The organism is Mesorhizobium sp. WSM4313, from assembly GCF_002294725.1.
Taxonomy (GTDB): domain Bacteria; phylum Pseudomonadota; class Alphaproteobacteria; order Rhizobiales; family Rhizobiaceae; genus Mesorhizobium.
This window is the reverse complement of sequence record NZ_NSFT01000014.1, coordinates 114,110-133,988: the sequence shown is the minus strand read 5'-3', so window position 1 is coordinate 133,988 and position 19,879 is coordinate 114,110. Positions and strand designations below refer to the sequence as shown.

Annotated in this window: 25 protein-coding genes; 15 read left to right on the top strand and 10 right to left on the bottom strand. The window is 63.7% G+C overall.

What is annotated here, in order from left to right; all coding sequences use genetic code 11:
• Positions 1–2: 2 nt before the first annotated feature.
• Positions 3–809, bottom strand: coding sequence for an endonuclease III (gene nth, locus CK219_RS25040; protein ID WP_095769279.1), 807 nt, complete (start codon positions 807–809; stop codon positions 3–5).
• A gap of 22 nt (positions 810–831) precedes the next feature.
• Between nth and CK219_RS25035 the strand changes: the two genes are divergently transcribed.
• The 9 genes from CK219_RS25035 to CK219_RS24990 all read left to right on the top strand — a co-directional run bounded on the left by CK219_RS25035 (position 832) and on the right by CK219_RS24990 (position 7,926).
• Positions 832–1,326, top strand: coding sequence for a DUF2244 domain-containing protein (locus CK219_RS25035; protein WP_095769278.1), 495 nt, complete (start codon positions 832–834; stop codon positions 1,324–1,326).
• 327 nt (positions 1,327–1,653) lie between these two features.
• The gene (locus CK219_RS25025; RefSeq protein ID WP_176477139.1) at positions 1,654–2,559 is read left to right on the top strand and encodes a methylated-DNA--[protein]-cysteine S-methyltransferase; all 906 of its coding nucleotides are present in this window, start codon (positions 1,654–1,656) and stop codon (positions 2,557–2,559) included.
• A gap of 237 nt (positions 2,560–2,796) precedes the next feature.
• Positions 2,797–3,270, top strand: coding sequence for a hypothetical protein (locus tag CK219_RS25020; RefSeq protein WP_095769277.1), 474 nt, complete (start codon positions 2,797–2,799; stop codon positions 3,268–3,270).
• 23 nt (positions 3,271–3,293) lie between these two features.
• A complete protein-coding gene (locus CK219_RS25015; protein WP_095769276.1) occupies positions 3,294–3,686 on the top strand; it encodes a hypothetical protein in 393 nt (130 codons plus the stop codon).
• Positions 3,653–4,204 carry a hypothetical protein gene (locus CK219_RS25010; RefSeq protein WP_095769275.1) on the top strand — a complete coding sequence of 184 codons (552 nt, stop codon included), beginning with the start codon at positions 3,653–3,655 and terminating at the stop codon, positions 4,202–4,204. Before CK219_RS25015 ends, CK219_RS25010 begins: the two co-directional genes overlap by 34 nt.
• Positions 4,179–4,661: a hypothetical protein gene (locus CK219_RS25005; protein ID WP_095769274.1), complete on the top strand. Its 483-nt coding sequence runs from the start codon at positions 4,179–4,181 to the stop codon at positions 4,659–4,661. Before CK219_RS25010 ends, CK219_RS25005 begins: the two co-directional genes overlap by 26 nt.
• Positions 4,662–4,857: 196 nt before the next feature.
• Positions 4,858–5,763 carry a ribokinase gene (locus CK219_RS25000; RefSeq protein WP_095769273.1) on the top strand — a complete coding sequence of 302 codons (906 nt, stop codon included), beginning with the start codon at positions 4,858–4,860 and terminating at the stop codon, positions 5,761–5,763.
• 3 nt (positions 5,764–5,766) lie between these two features.
• Positions 5,767–7,218, top strand: coding sequence for an amidase (locus CK219_RS24995; protein ID WP_095769272.1), 1,452 nt, complete (start codon positions 5,767–5,769; stop codon positions 7,216–7,218).
• Between the two features lie 93 nt (positions 7,219–7,311).
• Positions 7,312–7,926 carry a LysE family translocator gene (locus CK219_RS24990; RefSeq protein WP_095769271.1) on the top strand — a complete coding sequence of 205 codons (615 nt, stop codon included), beginning with the start codon at positions 7,312–7,314 and terminating at the stop codon, positions 7,924–7,926.
• Between the two features lie 163 nt (positions 7,927–8,089).
• On the opposite strand, the gene CK219_RS24985 is transcribed toward CK219_RS24990, so the two are convergent.
• Complete coding sequence (locus CK219_RS24985) at positions 8,090–9,031, bottom strand: nucleoside hydrolase (protein ID WP_095769270.1); 942 nt, start codon at positions 9,029–9,031, stop codon at positions 8,090–8,092.
• Between the two features lie 242 nt (positions 9,032–9,273).
• On the opposite strand from CK219_RS24985, the gene CK219_RS24980 reads away from it, so the two are divergent.
• Both CK219_RS24980 and CK219_RS24975 read left to right on the top strand, forming a co-directional pair.
• Positions 9,274–9,699, top strand: coding sequence for an Hsp20 family protein (locus CK219_RS24980; RefSeq protein ID WP_095769269.1), 426 nt, complete (start codon positions 9,274–9,276; stop codon positions 9,697–9,699).
• Positions 9,700–9,762: 63 nt separating this feature from the next.
• A complete protein-coding gene (locus CK219_RS24975; protein ID WP_036257920.1) occupies positions 9,763–10,020 on the top strand; it encodes a DUF1150 family protein in 258 nt (85 codons plus the stop codon).
• A gap of 89 nt (positions 10,021–10,109) precedes the next feature.
• Here the strand turns inward: CK219_RS24975 and ptsN are convergent, their stop codons facing one another.
• The 6 genes from ptsN to lptC all read right to left on the bottom strand — a co-directional run bounded on the left by ptsN (position 10,110) and on the right by lptC (position 15,346).
• A complete protein-coding gene (gene ptsN / locus CK219_RS24970; RefSeq protein WP_042641064.1) occupies positions 10,110–10,574 on the bottom strand; it encodes a PTS IIA-like nitrogen regulatory protein PtsN in 465 nt (154 codons plus the stop codon).
• Positions 10,575–10,639: 65 nt separating this feature from the next.
• Positions 10,640–11,227: a ribosome-associated translation inhibitor RaiA gene (raiA, locus tag CK219_RS24965; RefSeq protein WP_095769268.1), complete on the bottom strand. Its 588-nt coding sequence runs from the start codon at positions 11,225–11,227 to the stop codon at positions 10,640–10,642.
• 304 nt (positions 11,228–11,531) lie between these two features.
• The gene (gene rpoN / locus CK219_RS24960) at positions 11,532–13,061 is read right to left on the bottom strand and encodes an RNA polymerase factor sigma-54 (RefSeq protein WP_095769267.1); all 1,530 of its coding nucleotides are present in this window, start codon (positions 13,059–13,061) and stop codon (positions 11,532–11,534) included.
• A 176-nt stretch (positions 13,062–13,237) separates the two neighbouring features.
• Positions 13,238–14,056, bottom strand: a complete 819-nt coding sequence (lptB, locus tag CK219_RS24955) for an LPS export ABC transporter ATP-binding protein (RefSeq protein WP_095769266.1) — start codon at positions 14,054–14,056, stop codon at positions 13,238–13,240.
• Positions 14,056–14,646: an LptA/OstA family protein gene (locus CK219_RS24950; protein WP_095769265.1), complete on the bottom strand. Its 591-nt coding sequence runs from the start codon at positions 14,644–14,646 to the stop codon at positions 14,056–14,058. The genes lptB and CK219_RS24950 overlap by 1 nt, the downstream gene beginning before the upstream one ends.
• Positions 14,633–15,346 carry an LPS export ABC transporter periplasmic protein LptC gene (lptC, locus tag CK219_RS24945; RefSeq protein ID WP_095769264.1) on the bottom strand — a complete coding sequence of 238 codons (714 nt, stop codon included), beginning with the start codon at positions 15,344–15,346 and terminating at the stop codon, positions 14,633–14,635. Before lptC ends, CK219_RS24950 begins: the two co-directional genes overlap by 14 nt.
• 392 nt (positions 15,347–15,738) lie before the next feature.
• On the opposite strand from lptC, the gene sppA reads away from it, so the two are divergent.
• The 4 genes from sppA to CK219_RS24925 all read left to right on the top strand — a co-directional run bounded on the left by sppA (position 15,739) and on the right by CK219_RS24925 (position 18,661).
• Positions 15,739–16,695: a signal peptide peptidase SppA gene (gene sppA / locus CK219_RS24940; RefSeq protein ID WP_095769263.1), complete on the top strand. Its 957-nt coding sequence runs from the start codon at positions 15,739–15,741 to the stop codon at positions 16,693–16,695.
• Between the two features lie 77 nt (positions 16,696–16,772).
• On the top strand, positions 16,773–17,057 hold the full coding sequence (locus CK219_RS24935; protein ID WP_027165368.1) for an integration host factor subunit beta: 285 nt from the start codon (positions 16,773–16,775) through the stop codon (positions 17,055–17,057).
• A gap of 118 nt (positions 17,058–17,175) precedes the next feature.
• Positions 17,176–17,508: a LapA family protein gene (locus CK219_RS24930; RefSeq protein WP_095769262.1), complete on the top strand. Its 333-nt coding sequence runs from the start codon at positions 17,176–17,178 to the stop codon at positions 17,506–17,508.
• Between the two features lie 190 nt (positions 17,509–17,698).
• Entirely contained in the window at positions 17,699–18,661 is a 963-nt protein-coding gene (locus tag CK219_RS24925) for an ornithine cyclodeaminase family protein (RefSeq protein WP_095769261.1), read from the top strand.
• Between the two features lie 45 nt (positions 18,662–18,706).
• On the opposite strand, the gene CK219_RS24920 is transcribed toward CK219_RS24925, so the two are convergent.
• Together CK219_RS24920 and CK219_RS24915 are read right to left on the bottom strand one after the other, a co-directional pair.
• Positions 18,707–19,078 (bottom strand): VOC family protein, encoded by a 372-nt coding sequence (locus tag CK219_RS24920; RefSeq protein WP_095769260.1) that lies wholly within the window; start codon positions 19,076–19,078, stop codon positions 18,707–18,709.
• A gap of 70 nt (positions 19,079–19,148) precedes the next feature.
• On the bottom strand, positions 19,149–19,859 hold the full coding sequence (locus CK219_RS24915) for a YafY family protein (RefSeq protein WP_095769259.1): 711 nt from the start codon (positions 19,857–19,859) through the stop codon (positions 19,149–19,151).
• Positions 19,860–19,879: the final 20 nt, after the last annotated feature.

Sequence of the window (19,879 nt, the reverse complement as noted above, 5' to 3'; positions counted from 1 at the left end):
AGTCAGACGGCCTCGACCGGAAACGTCTCATCCAGCGGCGCGATCGGCACCAGCGGGGCGGGCACGTCGGTGGTCTTTTCCTTCGACTTGCAGATGTCGGCGATGACGCAGACCGGGCAATCGGGCTTGCGCGCCTTGCAGACATAGCGGCCATGCAGGATCAGCCAGTGATGCGCATGGCGCATATATTCGGCGGGGATGACCTTGAGCAGCCCCTGTTCGACCTGATCCGGCGTATTGCCGGGCGCCAGCCCGATACGGTTGCCGATGCGGAAGATATGCGTGTCGACCGCCATGGTATGCTGGCCGAAGGCGACGTTGAGCACGACATTGGCGGTCTTGCGCCCGACGCCCGGCAGCTTCACCAGCTCGTCGCGATCCGGCGGCACCTGGCCTGCATAATCGTCGATCAGCGCCTTGGACAGCGCGATCACGTTCTTGGCCTTGTTGCGCCACAGACCGATGGTGCGGATATAGTCGCCGACCTTGGCCTCGCCCAATGCCAGCATCTTGGCCGGTGTGTCGGCCGCGGCGAACAGCGCCTTGGTCGCCTTGTTGACGCCGGCGTCCGTCGCTTGCGCCGACAGCACCACCGCGACCAGCAGGGTGAAGGCGTTGACATAGTCGAGCTCGCCTTTCGGCTCAGGCCGCTGCACGGAAAAGCGCCGGAATATCTCATGCACCTCGGCGGGGCTGTAGAGCGACCGCGTGGCGGCTTTTCGCGGCCGTCGACCAGGCGCCCGTCCGCCGCCCGGGATAGCGGGCTGAGGTTTTTTGACAGCTGCGGATTTTTTCGACTTGGGAGGCATTTCCCTCCTATAATATTCCCTCATGACCGACACAAACGCCTCGTTCCAGGCCGACGAGCCATTTTTCCAGGCCTTGCTGACGCCGCACCGCTCGCTCGGCCGCACCGGCTTCCTGATCCTGATGGGAGCGCTTCTGTTCGGCTGGGCGGTCACCGGCGCGTTCTTCCTGGCGCATGGCGCCTGGCCGGTGTTTGGCTTCTTCGGCCTCGACGTGGTCGCCGTCTACATCGCTTTCCGCGCCAATTACCGGGCTGCGCGCGCCCGTGAGGAAATCTCGGTCTCGCGCACCAGTCTCGACATTCGCAAGACAGCGCCTTCCGGCCGCTCGGAAAACCATCGCTTTAACCCGTTCTGGACGCGGTTCTCGATCGCCCGCCATGCTGAGATCGGCATCACCAAGATGGCCGTCGAGGCGCAAGGCAAGAGTGTCGCGATTGGCGGCTTCCTCAATCCCGACGACCGCGAAAGTTTTGCCACCGCCTTTTCGCGCGCGCTGGCGACCGCCAAGACGCGCTGATACGTCCAGTGTCTTCGCCCGGATGCAAATCTTAGCCCGAGGTTGCCGCCGACCTTGAGCCTTGAGAAATCATAGTCGATCCTGCGCACCGCCTCGTCGGCAAAGCGATCCTGGAGCAGCGAATTGGCCAGCCGGCTCTCCAGCGCCTTGCCGTAGAGCGTCATCAGCAAGGTCTCTCTTGCCCCGGTCAGATCAACCTTTTCGACGGTCATGATCGTCCTCTTCCGCGCGAAGCTGACTCTATCTGGGTGCGGATGGCGGGAAGGCAAGTTTCGGGTGGTGGCAAAGCTCTGGAGGACCGATATTTGCGGTCAAGGAGATATTGCCATGAACGCTCAGATGACCATGAATACGCGGATGAAACCAACCGCGATCCTTGAGAACGACATCACGCCGGAAGGCAGCGACTACGACGTCGTGCGCCGCGCCATCGAGAAGATCAGCCTCGACTATCGCGACCAGCCCTCGCTCGAGGTGCTGGCCGAGGAAGTCGGCGAGACGCCTACCGGCCTGCAGAAACTGTTCACGCGCTGGGCCGGCCTGTCGCCCAAGGCCTTCCTGCAGGCGGTGACGCTCGACCACGCGCGCAGGCTGCTCGATTCAGGCATGCCGCTCCTGGAGACCTCGTTCGAGCTCGGCATGTCCGGTCCCGGCCGGCTGCACGACCTCTTCGTCACCCATGAGGCGATGTCGCCCGGCGACTATAAGACCCGGGGCGCGGGTCTCACCATCCGCTACGGCTATCACATCTCGCCTTTCGGCATCGCGCTCATCATGGTCACCGACCGGGGCCTGGCGGGCCTCGCCTTCTGTGACGCCGGCGGCGAGCGGGCTGCCTTCGCCGACATGTCCGGCCGCTGGCCGAACGCGACTTACGTCGAGGACATGTCCGCCACCCAGGCTTACGCCGCGCGGGTCTTCGACCCGACGCAATGGCGCGCCGACCAGCCGCTGCGCGTGGTGATGATAGGCACTGATTTCCAGCTTCGCGTCTGGGAAGCATTGCTGCGCATCCCGATGGGTAGGGCCTGCACCTATTCCTCGATCGCGGCAAGCATCGGCGCGCCAAGCGCGAGCCGGGCCGTGGGCGCGGCGGTGGGCGCCAACCCGATGTCGTTCGTGGTGCCCTGCCACCGGGCGTTGGGCAAGTCCGGCGCGCTCACCGGCTATCACTGGGGCCTGACGCGCAAGCGCGCCATCCTCGGTTGGGAAGCGGGACAAGTGACGTCCTGAAAAACAATCGATTTTTTCGCGCCTCCTTGCGAAAAACCGCGCATCAAATATAAAGCGGCACAAGCCAAACAAATAAACAGCCTTGTTCATGAAATGCAACCGGCGACAACCTCCGGTTATCGCCGCTTTCTTTGAAGTTGCTTTCCGTTGTTATTTCACTTAACGCTAAATTAACCACGATAAAGAGAAGATAACCCTACATTGAGCCGCATTATCCGGCTCGAAAGCGGGGTCTCAATGAAGTTCTTTCGCGCCGTCATGGCTGCGAGCGTGCTCGCCGCCTGCGGCGGCCAGGCAGCATCGGCCGCCACCACCGGAAATGTGCTGTTCAATGGTACGATCACCGCGACCTGCACGGTCACGATCAACTCCAACGGTACGATGACCGTCAGCAGCAATCTTCAGTCGCTGAGCTCGCATAATGCCGGCGGCTCAGCCGGTATCGCTCAGGTCGATACCACCGGCGGCGTCTCGCTCAGCGTAGACCCGGTAGCCACGACGACCGTGCCGGCTTCGGACGTTACGGCGACGACATGGACCCCCACCTTCGCCACTTCCGGCGCCCAGACGATTGCGGAAACCGGCACTGCGACGGCCCTGACGGTGCCAGGCACATCCACGGTCGCCGTCAATCTTGCCGGCACCAAGAGCGGCACGAACCGCTTCTCCGCCGGCAACTACCAAGCAACGGTGACGCTGCGCTGCGAATAGTCTTGTCGCGAAAGGAGTGATCCTTGAGAACGATTGCAATTCTGGCGGCGGGCCTGACTGCCGTGCTGTTTCCCATCGCCGCGACCGGCCAGTCGATGACGCCTATGCGGGGTGAGGTGCGATCCTTCGCGGATGCCTTCGCCGTTCGTGTCTTCCCAGGCAACCCGTATAACCAGCGCATACGTGTCGAGATTCATGTCTATGACCAGGATTTCCAGCCGGTCGACGCCAAGATCACGCCAAGCGCCTTCCTTCTGGCCGGCCAGGCGTCGCGTCCGGTTCTGGTGGTCGTCCCGTTCGACGGCGCGAACGAGCGCAAGGTGCGTATCTGTACCGAGAGTATCCCCTTTCCAAGCGAGCAGACCCAGATAAGGGCACAGATATGCGGAAAGTTTTTCGGGCATCGCAGGTTCTGACCTTGTCCCTGCTGTCCGCCTTGGCTGTCGTAAGTCAGGGGCTTGCCGAGGACATCCTGAACCTGAATCAGAACCAAACCGGTTTCAGTCTGCCCGGCGTCAGCCTGCCTCAGGGCCAGGACGAGGTTCATGCCAGCGACGGCACGACCTGCCGCTCAGCCGTCTCCGGCAGCGGCGCCTATCTCGACCTCGGCGTCATCCGGGGCAACAACAGCAGCAATCAGGCCAATAGCGACATCGCAACATACGGCCGCGTGGTGATCCCGATCGGGCGGACGCCGAAACGCGTCGATTGCAGCCGCCTCTACGAGCTGGAAGTCGAGCGCCTGCAGCTTGAATTGAAGCTCCTGAAAATGGGCCTTGGCGCCGATGGTCAGACAACGGGGAGCACGACGGGCATCGCTGCCACGGCTTCCGAGGCTCCTACGGCTCGCTCGGCCGCATCGGCGGGATGGGCCAACGAAGGCTGGAGCATCAGAGGCACGACCGGCAATGAAAAGAAAAAGAAGAGGAAATAGCCGCGCGCTGCTTACGACGGCAGCGCTTGCCGGCTTCTGTCTCCCAGCACAGGCGGCGATCATCGGCACCTGCACCATCATGATCGGTGCCTCGGGAACGATGAAGTCGAACCCCTCTATCAACATATTCGGTTCCAAGCAGGCGGGCGGGTCGAGCGCCGGCGCCACCATCATCGCGAACTCGACGCTGTGTTCGATCCTGAACCTGCTAGACTGCTATACCGTCTCCGCGCCGGCGCCGATCGCCTTCACCTCGGCTCCGAGCGGCGGCGACACCGACGTCTCTTTCGCCTCAGTCTTCCGCCTCGACGGCTCGGGGCTGGATAACCCAGGCGGCTCGCCGCAGCGGCTGACCAACGGCACCCATACCATCCAGGTCGATCTGACCGCCACGAAATCGCCGGGCATCTTCCCGGCCGGCAGTTACCAGGCGGAGGTCACTGTCCGTTGCGAATGATGCTGTGGGCCAGACCGCGCCAGCGACGACATGATCTGGCAACCGGCGGGCTTTGCGGCTAGCTTCGCGCCCAGCCTGCAATTCCAGGGGAAAAAACACGCCATGCATTTCCCCTGGAATTGCGCAAGAAAGCAGAAGTCTTGGAGCAGGTCCGCCTTTCAGCACAGGCTGACCCGCCTCACCGGGAGGCAGTTTTTTGATTATCGTTGTCGGTTCGATCAACCTCGACCTCATCGCCAATGTCGACCGCTTGCCGGAACCCGGCGAGACGGTGCGCGGCTCCGGCTTCGCCACCGCGCCCGGCGGCAAGGGGGCCAACCAGGCGCTGGCCGCGGCGCGCGCCGGCGCGCAAGTGCGCATGGTGGGCGCGGTCGGCAAGGATAGTTTTGCCGCCGAGGCGCTCGCCCTTCTCAGGGCCGGCAATGTCGATCTGTCCGGTGTCGGCGAGACCTTCGCCTCCACCGGCACGGCGTTGATCCTGGTCGGCGGCGACGGCGAAAACGTCATCGCCGTCGTGCCGGGCGCCAATGATTCGGTTGTGCCGGGCGATGTCGCCAAGGCCTATCTCAAGAAAGGCGACGTCGTGCTCCTGCAGCACGAGATCCCGTTGCAGACCGTCGAGGCCACGCTCGACGCGGCGCGCGCGGCGGGCGCCGTCAGCGTGCTCAACACCGCCCCCTTCCGTGCCGAAGCCGCCGACCTCCTCGGCAAGGCCGACTATGCCGTCGCCAACGAAACCGAGTTCGATCTCTATGGCGAGGCGCTCGCGCTTTCGGGGCGCGACCGCCCGGCCCGCATGCGCGACTATGCCAAAAAGACAGGCCGCATCATCGTCGTCACGCTCGGAGGCGACGGGGTGCTGGCCGCCACACCGGGCGATTTCCTTGCCGTTCCGGCGCTGAAGATCACCCCGGTCGACACGGTGGGCGCCGGCGATACGTTTTGCGGCTATTTCGGCGCCGGCCTGTCGTCCGGTCTCTCACTTCAGGATGCGCTCACCCGCGCCGCCGCGGCCGGGTCGCTCGCCTGCCTGAAGCCAGGCGCGCAACCGGCGATCCCACTGGCCAAGGATGTCGACGCGACTTTGGCGGGCACCCGTTGAGCGATGCGCCCCGTCACAAAACATGCCGTGCCGCCGGCCGGCGATATCTGCCGCCTCTCCGCCGTTGAGCTCGCTGAAGGCATCAGACGGCGTCGCTTTTCGGTTCGCGAGGTGGTCGGCGCGTTCCTCGACCGCATCGAGGCCGTGAACCCACAGGTCAATGCCATCGTCTCGCTGCGCGAGCGCGCCGATGTCCTTGCCGAGGCCGGCAGGGCCGATGCTCATCTCGCCCGTGGCGGCGAGGCCGGATCGCTGTACGGCCTGCCGATCGCCATCAAGGACCTTGCCCAGACCAAGGGGCTCAGAACCACCTTCGGCTCGCCGATCTTTGCCGATTTCATTCCCGACACGGATGACTTCTTCGTCGAGCGCGTCCGCGAGGCCGGGGCCATCATCATCGGCAAGACCAATGTTCCGGAATTCGGCCTCGGCTCCAACACCTACAATCCGGTTTTCGGGCCGACGCTCAACGCCTTCGACCCGGCGCTGACCGCTGGCGGCTCGAGCGGCGGCGCGGCCGTGGCGCTGGCGCTCGACATGGTGCCGGTCGCCGACGGCAGCGACTTCGGCGGTTCGCTGCGCAATCCGGCGGCCTACAACAATGTCTACGGCTTCCGTCCCTCGCAGGGCTTGGTGCCTGCTGGCCCGGACGTCGATGTCTTCCATTCGCAGATGGGCGTCGAGGGCCCGATGGGCCGCAGCGTGCGCGACATCGCGCTGCTCCTCGACGAACAGGCCGGCTATCACCCGCATGCACCGCTTTCGCACGACAAGACGGGCTCGTTCCTTGAAGGTTTGCGGACCAAAGCGTCAGGCGGCCGCATCGCCTGGCTGGGCGACCTCGGCGGTCGCTTGCCGACGGAGCCCGGCGTGCTTGACCTTTGCGAGGCCGCGCTTGCCCGCTTCGCCGATGCTTCCTTCCACAGCGAGGCCTTGGTGCCGGATGTTGACTTCGAGGCGCTGTGGCAGGCTTTTGTCACCTTGCGCCAGGCGAGCAGCGGCTGCGGGCTGAAGGTGCATTATGACGATCCGGCAAAACGTGGGCTTCTGAAGCCGGAGGCTGTCTGGGAAGTGGAGCAGGCGATGCGCCTGACCGCGCCGCAGATCCATGCCGCGACCGTCCGGCGCACCTCGTGGCACCGCACGCTGCTGTCGCTGTTCGAGCGCTTCGACCTCATCGCCCTGCCGACCGCGCAGGTCTTTCCGTTCGACGTGACCACCCATTGGCCGCGCGAGGTCGCGGGGCGGACCATGGACAGCTATCATCGCTGGATGCAGGTCTCGGCCTTCGCCACGCTGGGCGGCTGCCCGGCGCTCAACGTGCCGGCCGGTTTCGACGGCAAGGGCCGGCCGATGGGCATGCAACTGATCGGCTGCCCGCGCGGCGACCTCGCCGTGCTCAAGGCCGGCGCCGCCTACGAGGCAACCCTGCCATGGGCGGCGGGAGCTGCATGACGGGCCGCCCTGCCCGGCCAGCTTGCGCCAGCGTCAATCCCGTGCATTGATCGCGCTCCGCCCAAGTCGGCGCTGTCCTGTTCGAGAGAAATCATGTCGTTGGAACTCTACGCCACCTATGTCATCGCCTGCATCGTCATCATCCTGGTGCCGGGTCCCACGGTCACGCTGATCATCGCCAACAGCATCCGCCACGGCTCGCGCGCGGGCTTGGCCAACGTCGCCGGCACCCAGGCCGGCCTTGCCATCATGATCGCCATCGTCGGCATCGGCCTCAATACGCTGATCGCCGGCATGGGCCACTGGTTCGAATGGGTGCGGCTGATCGGCGCCGCTTATCTCATCTGGATGGGCGTGCAGATGTTTCGCACCAAAGGCGCGCTGAACCCCGACGGCTCGGCCAAAAAGCCGCGCGGCGGCTTCTTCCTGCAGGGTTTTCTGGTGGCGATCTCAAATCCGAAGACTTTGGTGTTTTTCGGCGCCTTCTTCCCGCAGTTCATCGCGCCGCAGGGCAATTATACGCTGCAGATTGTCGTCATGGGCCTGACAGCGATGATCTTCGCCGCCATGTCGGATTCGACCTATGCCCTTGCCGCGGGCCGCGCCGGGCGCGTTCTGTCGGCCAAGCGCGTCAAGCTGATGTCGCGCATCAGCGGCAGCTTCCTAGTCGGCGGCGGACTGTGGCTGGCGTTCTCGAAGGCGAAGTAGCACCTCTCCCTTCTCCCCTTGTGGGAGAAGGTGTCGCCGAAGGCGACGGATGAGGGGTGTTCCAGGGAATGCCGACGTCTCACTCCGCTGGAGCACCCCTCATCCGTCTCGGCGCTTCGCGCCGATCCACCTTCCCCCACAAGGGGGAAGGAAGAAGCGGCCCTTATAGCCGCCCGAGCCGCTCCACCAGCAGCGCGAAGAAGCCGTCATGGTCGATGTCGCGCATCACCATGGCGTTCTTTTTGCGCTTGGCGACGCCCCACCAGTCGATCACCGTCATGCCCATGGTGAGCTCGGAGGTCGTCTCGACGCTGACATTGCAGTGGCGGCCCTTGAACAGCTCCGGCTTGACGAGATAGGCGATCACGCACGGGTCGTGCAGCGGCCCGCCATCAGTGCCGTATTTTTCCTCGTCATAGCGCTCGAAGAACTCCAGCATCTCGGCAGTCGCGGTGCCGACCTTGGTGCCGAGCTTGCGGAAGGCCTGGATGCGCTCGGACGTGGTCAGCGCCTGGTGGGTGACGTCGAGCGGCATCATCACGATCGGAATGCCCGATTTGAACACCAGATCGGCGGCCTGCGGGTCGACATAGATATTGAATTCGGCGGCCGGCGTGACATTGCCGCCCTCGAAGAAGCCGCCGCCCATCAGGACGATTTCCTTGATCCGCGGCGCGATCCTGGGCTCGCGGATCAGCGCCAGCGCGATGTTGGTGAGCGGTCCGAGCGGGCAGAGCGTGATGGTGCCGCTTTCCTCGCGCATCAGCGTCTCGACGATGAAATCGACGGCATATTGTTCCTGGAGCGGCATGGTCGGCTCGGGCAGCTGCGGGCCGTTCAGGCCGGTCTTGCCATGCACCTCCTCGGCGGTGACGAGTTCACGCGCCAGCGGCCGGATGGCGCCGGCATAGACCTTGATGTCGGGCCGGCCAGCCAGCTCGCATATCTTGCGGGCGTTGTTCTGGGTCAGATTCAGCGGCACGTTGCCGGCTACCGCGGTGATGCCGACGATCTCCAGCTCGGAACTGCCGAGCGCCAGCAATATGGCGACGGCATCGTCCTGGCCGGGATCCGTGTCGATGATGATCTTTCTGGACTGGGGCATTTCAATTCCTTTTGGGAAGTCTTTTTGGGCGGGTTTTAGAGCATGGTTCCCGAAAGGTGGGAACCGGTTTTCGGACGAAATCATGCTCCAATGAAAGGCTGGATGAAGATGACGGTTCGACGAAACGCCATCCTGATTTGGCGGCTTGAACTTGATCGCGCGACGGACCATATCAAGACCATCGGGAAAAATGCCATCCGGGTTTTTCCAGTTTGTGTCGCTCTTCAGAGGACAGTGTAACAATGAGTCGAATGACGCCTTTCTCCAGCCCGCTTCTCCTGGGTTTTGATGCCATGGAAAAGACGCTTGAGCGTCTGGCGAAGTCCGGCGACAGCTACCCTCCGTACAATATCGAGCGCCTCAATGCCGCCGACGGCAAGGCCGAAAGGCTGCGCATCACGCTGGCCGTTGCCGGTTTTGCAGAAAGCGACCTCGATGTCACCACGGAGGAAAACCAGTTGATCGTGCGCGGTCGTCAGACCGACGACACCGAGCGCGAATTCCTGCACCGCGGCATCGCCGCGCGCCAGTTCCAGCGCTGCTTCGTGCTGGCCGACGGCATGCGGGTGATCGCGGCGGAACTGAAGAACGGTCTGCTGTCGATCGATCTCGATCGGCCGGAGTCCGAGCGGATGGTACGGAAAATAAACATATCGGTGAAAGACTGACCTTTGCCGATGGCTCTAAGCGAGGCGGCCGATCCTGGCGTCCTCGCGCCAAGGAGGCTTGAAATGACCAGAACTGACGAAACGATCACCATGACCAGCGGCGAACTCGCCCATCTCGGCGAAGGTTCGGTCGCTTATCTCAGGAAAGTGTCGAGCGACGACCTGCGCGGCCGCTTCCCCGGCCTCGGCGAGATCGCGCCGGGCCTGGAGCTGTGGGCGCTGTTTGCCGCCAACGGCCAGCCGATTCTGCTTTCCGACGCCCGTGACCGGGCACTGGCGGGTGCGTTGGAGAACGACCTGACCACTGTCGCCATTCACTAAGGCGATTGCTGGCAGTCTGAAATGGAAAGGGCCGCTCCCGGCGGCCCCTCTAGGGCTTCATCCCAAAAACCAGGTTCGATCCCAAAACGTCAGGCCGCGTGCGAGGCCTGCGTATCAGACAAGAGCGCGTGGATCGCCACCGCGTCGCGCGTGCCCCTGATCTTGGCCACCGTGTCGGCATCGCGCAGCACGCGTGCGATGCGCGACAGCGCCTTGAGATGGTCGGCGCCGGCACCTTCCGGCGCAAGCAGCAAAAACACCAGGTCGACCGGCTGGTCGTCCAGCGCCTCGAAATCGACCGGCGTTTCCAGCCGGGCGAAGACGCCGGCGATCCGCTTCACGCCGGCGAGCTTGCCGTGCGGAATGGCGATGCCGTTGCCGACGCCGGTCGAGCCCAGCCGCTCGCGCTGCAGGATGGTGTCGAACACCTCCCGCTCCGGAATCCCCGAAATCGCCGCCGCCCTCTCCGACAGCAATTGCAGAAGCTGCTTTTTGGAATTCGCCTTCAACGCCGGCATGATCGCCGGAACGCTGATGAGATCGCTGAGATCCATGCTTGAAAAATCCCTTGCTCGCTCGCCTGCCGCGCCAGTCGTCGCCCCCTTGCGCGGCTGGCTTTTTATCCTTGCGCGACTTTGGTCGTCGACGGATCGATCCAGCCGATGTTGCCATCCGGCCGGCGGTAGACGATGTTGAGATGGTCGGTTCCGGCGTTGCGGAACAGGAAGACCGGGCTGTCGCTGTTGTCGAGCTCAATGACCGCCGAAGCCACCGACATGGTCCGCAGCGTCAAGCTTGATTCGGCGACGATGACCGGAGCGAAGTCCTCCGGAATGTCTTCCTCGTCATCGGTGAGGGGAGCCATCACGGTGTAGGCGATGTCGGTCGGCTCTTCGCCATTGCCGTTGCCGGTGTTACGCGACTTCAGCCGGCGCTTGTAGCGCCGCAGCCGCGTTTCCAGGCGGTCGGCCGCCGCCTCGAAGGCAAGCGTCGGGTCCTGGGCGTCGCCGGTCGCCTGCAAAGAAGCGCCGGAATCGAGCCGGACCATGCAGTCGGCGGAGAAACGCGACCCCGATTTGATGACCGTGACATGTCCTGAAAAACCCCGATCGAAATATTTCTCGATCGCCTCGCCGACCCGGTCGTTGATGCGCGTGCGGAACGCATCGCCGATGTCCATGTGTTTTCCCGAAATGCGTAGATTCATCTAAAAACTGACCTTCCTTGCTCAGGCTTCAAACTGTTCCCGAGTTTATACCCGTGGTGCGCGCGCACAAGCTTTGCAGCGGCGTGCGCGCCGATTTTAGACCCGAACTTTCCGGTTGATCACAAGTCGCCTTCTTGGCCGTCCATGGCCGTGTCTGACGGACCCATTCGCTAGCGGGCATCACCGCCCTGCTCCATGCGGGCGGGCTTCTAGACACTTCATTGCGGCTTGTCAATGAAACTCGGGAATGTGGGAAATCAGCACCGTCTCGCACCGGCCAGGGCTTGTCGAGATTCGCATCGGCCTAGCGGCCGGCGTTCGCGAGCGCCCGCTTTTCCCGCCGCCGCTGCACCGACGAGGGAATGTTCATGCCTTCGCGGTACTTCGCGACGGTGCGGCGCGCGATGTCGACCCCGCTTTCCTTGAGCATGTCGACGATGGCGTCGTCGGAAAGCACGTCGATGGGCTTTTCCTCGTCGATCATCTGCTTGATGCGGTCGCGCACGGCCTCGGACGAATGCGCTTCGCCGCCTTCCGCGGAGGCAATTGACGCGGTGAAGAAATAGCGCAGCTCGAAGACGCCGCGCGGCGTCAGCATATATTTGTTGGCGGTGACGCGGCTGACCGTCGATTCATGCATGCCGATGGCGTCGGCCACCGTACGCAGGTTGAGCGGCTTGAGGTGACGCACGCCATGGACGAGGAAAGCGTCCTGTTGCCGCACGATCTCGGACGCCACCTTGAGAATGGTCTTGGCCCGTTGATCGAGACTGCGCGTCAGCCAGTTGGCGTTCTGCAGGCATTCGGCGAGAAACTCTTTTTCCGCCTGGTCTTTGGCATGGCTCGAAATGCGGGCGAAATAGACATTGTCCACCAGCACGCGCGGCAGCGTATCGGCGTTGAGCTCCACCGCCCAGCTGCCGTCATTGGCGGCGCGCACCTCGACATCGGCGACGATCGCGTCGCTCGCGCCGCCCGAAAACGCCAGGCCGGGCCGCGGATCGAGCGCGCGGATCTCGGCCAGCATGTCGAGCAGGTCTTCCTCGTCGACGCCGCAGATGCGTTTCAGCGACTGGAAATCCCGCCGCGCCAGAAGCTCGAGGTTGGCGACCAGCGCCTTCATCGCCGGATCGAGCCGGTCACGCACCGCCAGTTGCAGCGACAGGCACTCGGCAAGGTCGCGCGCGAAAAGTCCTGCCGGCTCGAAGGTCTGGCACACGCCAAGCACCCGCGCCACCGCCGCGCCGTCCGTGCCGAGCCGAACCGCGATCTCGTCGAGTTCGGTGCGCAGGTACCCGGCTTCGTCGAGCCCTTCGGCCAGCTCACCCGCAATAAGGCGCTCGCCGGGGCTCAAGGAGGCAAGCGCGATCTGCTCGCCGACATGTTCGCGCAGCGTGATGGCGGCCGCGGCCATGTCGCCGACGTCGAACCCCTCGGACGATGCCGCGCCCGCGCCGCCCCCGGCGGCCGACTTCCATTGCGCCGTGAGATCCGGCCCCAGCCTCTCGCTGGTGCCTGGGTCGTCTGGAAACAGGTTCTCCAGGGAAGAATCGAGCTTTTGCGAGATCGCTTCCGCGCTCCACTCCATCTCGCCCTCGAACCAGTCGCCGTCGGTGCCCTTTTCCGGCGATGTCTCGCTTTTCTGGGATAGATCGCCGGCGGCATCGTCCTGCGGCTCGGCCCGTTCGAGCAGCGGGTTGCGCTCGATCTCCTCGTCGATGAAGCGCTCGAGCTCGACATGGGTGAGCTGCAGCAGCCGGATCGACTGCATCAGCTGCGGCGTCATCACCAGCGACTGGGATTGTCTGAGCTGCAGTTTGGCTGCCAGCGCCATGATGGACTTCAAACGCCTCGTCTACGCGTCGACTGTTTTTCGGTCGGGCATAGAAACTGGCCCGGCTTTTGCTTGTCAAGCAAAACGCTAGCAGTTGCGGCTTACCGGAGCGTTATCGAGCGCTAAAATGACCGAAAGCCGTGACGACGCCATCCAAACCGCGTCGAAACCCACAGTCAGAGCGTGAAACCCTCGCCGAGATAGAGACGCCGCACATCGGCGTTGGCGACGATCTCGTCGGCGCGGCCATGCGTCAGCACCTGACCGGCATGGATGATGTAGGCGCGGTCGATCAGACCGAGCGTCTCGCGCACATTGTGGTCGGTGATCAAGACGCCGATGCCGCGCGCCGTGAGGTGGCGAACGAGTTGCTGGATGTCGGCGACGGCGATCGGATCGATGCCGGCGAAGGGCTCGTCGAGCAACATATAGGCAGGCCGCGTCGCCAGCGCCCGCGCGATTTCGAGGCGACGCCGTTCGCCGCCCGACAGCGACATGGACGGCGCCTTGCGCAGATGGCTGATGTGAAACTCCTCGAGCAGCTCGTCGAGCGTGCGCTCGCGTTCCTTGCGGCTCTTTTCCACCACCTCCAGCACGGCCCGGATGTTCTGCTCGACATTCAGGCCGCGGAAGATCGACGCTTCCTGCGGCAGATAGCCGATGCCGAGGCGGGCCCGCCGGTACATCGGCATCGAGGTGACATCGAAGCCGTCGATCTCGATCGAGCCTTCGTCGACGGGAACAAGGCCGGTGACCATGTAGAAACAGGTGGTCTTGCCTGCGCCGTTGGGGCCGAGCAGGCCGACGGCCTCACCGGCGCGCACGCCGAGCGTCACACCGCTCACCACCTTGCGGCCCTTGTAGCTCTTGGTCAGCCCCTTGGCGATCAGGGTGCCCTTGAACTTCGCCTTGTCGGCGCCGACCGTCGCCGGCGCAGCGGGTTGTGCGGCTGCCCGTCCCGGGAGACGGGCCAGCAGCGAAGTCACGCCGGCCATTACTTGCTCGACGCTCCCTGCTGCGCGTCCTGTTTCTGCGGCTTGAACATCATGATGACGCGAGGACAGCCTTCGACATTGCCGAGGCCGCTCTTCATCTGCACGGTGAGCTTGCAGCCCTTGAGCACATTGTCGCCCTGCGACAGCACCACTTCCTTGCCGGAAAGCACCAGCACCTGCGTCTTCATGTCGAATTTGCCGGTGTCGCCGGTGGCGATCTGGTCGTTCGATTTGATGTAGACTTTGTTCTCGACCTCGAGATGGTCGATATTGGCCGCACCGGTCATCGCCGATGCGCCGGCCGCGGCACTTTTGCCGGCATTGGCATCCTTGACATAGTAGACCGTCATCTTGCCGGCCTTGAGCAGGGTCGGCCCCTGATTAACCGTCACATTGCCGCTGAACACGGCCATGCTGTCGGCCTGGCGGACCTCGAGCTTGTCGCTTTCGATCTGGATCGGCTGGTCACCCGACAGCTTGAGCCCGGGAATCTGGCTGGTCGCGCTCGATTGCGCGAACGAATGCGCCGTTGCCAAAAACAGCAATGCGGAAGCAGCGCCCGGAAGCCATGCGGATTTACTGCGACGCATTCTGTTCTCCACCGTTTACCCCCGCTGCCTTCAACGCAGTTGGATCTATGTTGACGCGAACCCGGCTCTCGAAGACCACGAGCCTGCCATTGTCCTCGACCGACATCGAATCCGCGGTAATGCGCGACCCGCCACGGCTGACGTCGACCGGATTGCTCGTCTTCATAGAGCCTTTGCCCATGTCTAGGAAGATCGATTTGAACTTCGCCATCAGGCCGTCCGTCGTCGTCACGCTGACGTCGCTGGTCAGATCCATCGTGTTGGCGTCGCGATTGTAGATACCGTGCGCGGCATCGACGGACACGACGTTGTCGGTGGCGACGGGCAGTCTGGCGTTGATGCCTTCGAGGTCGATGACGGCCTGCTGGCCGACATCCTGCGTCGCCCTGCTCGCCGTCAGCGAATATGGCAGCTTCTGCTTGGTGAAGCCGTTGAGCTTCGGATTGGCCATCACCAGCTTGCCGTCGGAAAACGCCGTGCCGTCGGCCTGCACCGATACCGACAGCGGCGCTTTGAGGTAGGAATAGACCGGAAAGGCGACGGCGATCGCGACCGCGAGCAGCGGCACCGCAAATTTCAGCACGCGGACGCGGCGCGAGTGCCGCCGGGCGCGGTTGAACGCATCGCCACGCGTGCCGCCTTGGTTCGCGGGAGCCGATGCCTCACCGGCATCGCTCGTTTCGTCAGATCGCGCCAACATCACTTTTCTAATGGACCTTTGCCCGCCCAAACACCGCCTATAGGTGGTATGCCGGCACCTACAAGCAAGCACAAGCGGAGGAAAACTGCAAAAATGTGACAGCTGCCGCCCGCAAAATCGAAAGGAATTCGGCGAGATGGCCTGTACTTCATAGCAGATACGGACTGCTTGCGTTAATTTTTCGTGAGCCTGGCGTCGACGCCCGAGGCCGAAGCCGGGCCTTTCGGAACAGTTCCGGGAAAGCTGCGAGCGGTTTCCGACAGGAATTGCATCAGGACAAGAAAGTAGAGGGGTCACCGTTCTGTGAAGCGGATGACCCGCGCCAGGAAACGGTAGCCGTGCGTAGAAGCTTGCTTTAAAAGCGTGCTTTCCCACTACCCACGAGGCTGACAATGGCAATGAGAGCCGACGACTTGATCGACCGCCGCCGCTTGCGTCGCAAGCTGACGTTCTGGCGCGTGGTCGCGTTTCTGGTTCTGGCGGCAGCGATCATCGCCTTCTCAACCTGGGTCTATGACGACAATTTTACCGGCCGGGCGGTCCCCCACATCGCCAAGGTCAAGATTGAAGGCACCATCACCGAGGACGAGGAACTGCTCAAAAGACTGGAATCGATCCGCAAGTCGCCGGAGGTGAAGGGCGTCATCCTTTCGATCGATTCGCCCGGAGGCACCACGGTCGGCGGCGAGTCCACATTCGACGCCGTGCGCAAGCTTGCCGGTGACAAGCCGGTGGTGGCCGAAGTCGGCACGCTGGCGGCATCGGCCGGCTATATGATCGCAAGTGCAGCCGACCACATCGTCGCCCGCAAGACATCGATCGTCGGCTCGATCGGGGTGCTGATCCAGTATCCCGACGTCAGCGGTCTCATGGACAAGCTCGGCATCAAGCTGGAAGAAGTGAAATCCTCGCCGCTCAAGGCTTCGCCCTCGCCCTTCAAGCCGACCAATGACGACGAGCGCGCCATGGTGCGCAAGCTGATCCTCGACAGCTACGACTGGTTCGTCGGCATCGTCGCCGATCGCCGCAAGATAACGCATGAGCAGGCGCTGGCGCTTGCCGACGGTTCGATCTTCACCGGCCGCCAGGCTTTGGCCAACCACCTGGTCGACGCCGTCGGCGGCGAGCAGGAGGCGATCGACTGGCTGGCGACGAAGGGCGTGGACAGCAAGCTCAAGGTCGTCGAGTGGAAGGACAAGGACAGGCGTGGCGGTTTCCTGTTTTCCCAGTCGATGGCAAAAGTGGCGGCCAAGGCGCTCGGTCTGCCGGATGCCGGCGGCGATATCATTCACGAACTTGGCGCCGACCGCTTGTTTCTTGACGGTCTCGTTTCGGTCTGGCACCCTTAAGGTGCCGTTGGGACGAGCCGAAAAAGCAATAAAATCATCCTGATAATCGGTTGCAGTGGTTTTACGGGGAATGTTCTATGATCAAATCCGAGCTTGTGCAGATCATTGCTGCACGCAACCCGCACCTTTTCCTGCGCGACGTCGAAAACATCGTCGGCGCGATCTTTGACGAGATCACCGACGCGCTTGCTGAGGGCAACCGGGTCGAGTTGCGCGGTTTCGGCGCCTTTTCGGTGAAGAACCGTCCGGCCCGCACCGGTCGCAACCCGCGCACCGGCGAGTCCGTCGAGGTCGAGGAAAAATGGGTGCCGTTCTTCAAGACCGGCAAGGAGTTGCGCGAAAGGCTGAACGGCGGCAAATAGGCGCCGGGCCGGCGGGTCGAAACGGCATCTTGGCGCCTAAAGGCATGTCTCCCGAAAGTGGAGACCGGTTTCAGGACAAGGAGATGCGCGCCTCAAGAAGCCTCTCCATGGAGATTTGATGTTCAATCGCTTCGTCCTCGTCGTGGTCTTCGTGCCGCTGGCCGTCATCCTGATCGCGCTCGCCGTCGCCAATCGCGGCCCTGTCGCCTTCACGGTCGATCCATTTCATCCCGGCAATCCCGCGCTGACGCTGAGCCTGCCGCTTTTCATCTTCCTGTTCCTGGCTTTGGCCATCGGCATGGTCGTCGGAAGCCTGGCCACCTGGGTGAAGCAGGGGCGCTATCGCAAGCTCGCGCGCCAGCGCGGCCTCGAGGCGGAAAACCTGCGCCAGGCGGTGAGCCGCACGCCCGTGGCGCCCAAGGGACCGGCGCTGCCCAGCCCGACGAACTAATGCATGTCGCCCAGAAGTGCGCAGCGGTTCTGGGACAACGACATGCATCGAACAAAGGCTTAAAGCGCGTCGCCTGAATCTGTTTTCAGCGCGACGCGCTTTAGCAATTCCAGGCAAAGTGCGTAGCGGTTTTCCGTCCGGAATTGCGTAGAAGACAGTCGAGCGTCATTTCGACACCACGGAGCTTTCAATGTTGACCATTTCGGCCGCCGAGGTCGACCGCGCGCTGACCTTTCCTGGCCTTGTCGAGACATTGCGCACGGCTTTTCGCGATGGCGCCGTGCAGCCGGTTCGTCACCATCATGGCGTCGAACGGCCGGACGGCGCCGCCTCGACCTTGCTTTTGATGCCGGCCTGGACCGACTTCAACGCCGCCGGCACCTCCGAGGGAGGCCATATCGGCGTCAAGATCGTCACCGTGTCGCCGGACAACAATGCCATCGGCAGGCCGGCGGTCATGGGCCTTTATCTTTTGCTCGACGGCGTCACTGGCGAGCCGCAAGCGCTGATCGACGGCCAGCGGCTGACCCAGTGGCGCACGACCTGCGCCTCCGCGCTCGCCGCCTCCTATCTCGCCCGCAAGGACGCCTCGCGGCTTCTGGTGATCGGCGCCGGCGCGCTGTCGCCCTTCCTTGCCAAGGCGCATTCTGCAGTCAGGCCGATCACATCCATCCGCATCTGGAACCGCACGCCTGCCAATGCCGAAAAAGTGGCGGCGGCCTTGCGCGCCGAAGGCCTTCCGGCAAGTGCCGCCGGCGATCTCGACGCGGAGCTTGCCGAGGCCGACATCGTCGCCTCCGCAACCATCTCGAACACGCCGCTGGTCAAGGGCGCGCTGCTGAAGCCGGGCGCCCATGTCGATCTCGTCGGCGGCTTCACGCCGACGATGCGCGAGAGCGATGACGATGCGATCAAGCGCGCCCGCGTCTATGTCGACACCCGCGCCGGCGCCACCAAGGAGGCAGGCGACATCGTCCAGCCGCTGGCGTCAGGCGTGCTGAAGCCGGAAGCGATCGTCGCCGACCTGCACGAGCTCGCGCGCGGCGAGAAACAGGGCCGCCAAACCGACGACGAGATCACGCTGTTCAAGTCGGTCGGCGCGGCGCTAGAGGATCTCGCCGCCGGCGTCGCCGTCTACAACGCGCTCAAATAGGCAGTAGGGATTGGGCAGCAGGCAATAGGGAAGATAGCCTGCTGCCTACTGCCCATTCGGCCAATAGACGCGCAGGCGATGATTGTCAGGATCGAGGGCGACGAAGGTGCGGCCGAAGTCGAGATCTAGTGGCGCCTGCAGTACCTTAAGGCCCCTGCCAGTCCAATCCGCATGGGTGGCGTCGACCGCAGCCGCATTCTCGACCGCGATCACGAGCTCGCCGCCACCGCCTGCCGCCGCCGCAGCCGGCTCGACCGTGTGGCGCGACCAGAGGCCGAGCTTGAAACCTTTGTCGAGCACGAACATGACGAAGGTCGGCGAGGATTCGACCGGCTCGCGTCCGAGCAACCTGGCGTAGAAAGCGCCACTGTTTTCAGGGCTGTCGACATAGAGGATCACGAAATTCGGCGTGGTCATATCTGATCTCCAAAGTGTCTGAACCTTGGAGACGATATGCGAACCTGCTGTCAGATTCTGGCAGCAGCGATCAGCCGGAAGCGTCTTTCGCGCCGTTCCGGCCGGGCGCGTCAAGACTCGCCCGCCACTCCTTCAGCATCGCATGGCGGCGGCGCGGATAGCGGATGTCTGTCGCTGTCAGGCCGGACATCCGGTCGGCGCGGAAATGCCGGAAATCCTGGCGCGTTTCGCACCACGCCACCATCACCCGCACCTTGTCGAAGAAGGCGAGCGCGAACGGCCAGACCAGGCGCTTCGATGCCGCTCCCCCGGCGTCGCGATAGAGGAAGCCAAGCTTGCGCTCGTCGCGGATCGCCTGCCGCACGATGCCGAGGTCGATCGCTTCGGCATTCTCCGAGCCCGGTCCGACAAGCAGCGTCGTCGCGTCGAGATCGTCGCGCAGATCATCCGGCAGCACCGCCGCGATCTTGGCCAGCGCATCCGCCGCGGCGGCCGCCAGCCTTTTGTCCGGCTGCTTAGCCACCCAGCGCGAGCCGAGCACGATTGCCTCGATCTCCTCGTCGGTGAACATCAGCGGCGGCAGCATGAAGCCGGGCTTCAGCACATAGCCAAGCCCCGCCTCGCCTTCGATCGGCGCGCCCTGCCCCTGCAGCGTGGCGATGTCGCGATAGAGGGTGCGGATCGACACGCCGATTGCGTCCGCAAGCGTGCGGCCGCTCACCGGCCGGCGATGGCGGCGAAGGATCTGGACGAGGTCGAGCAGGCGGGCTGAACGGGACATGAATGGCTAACCGGCGTGCC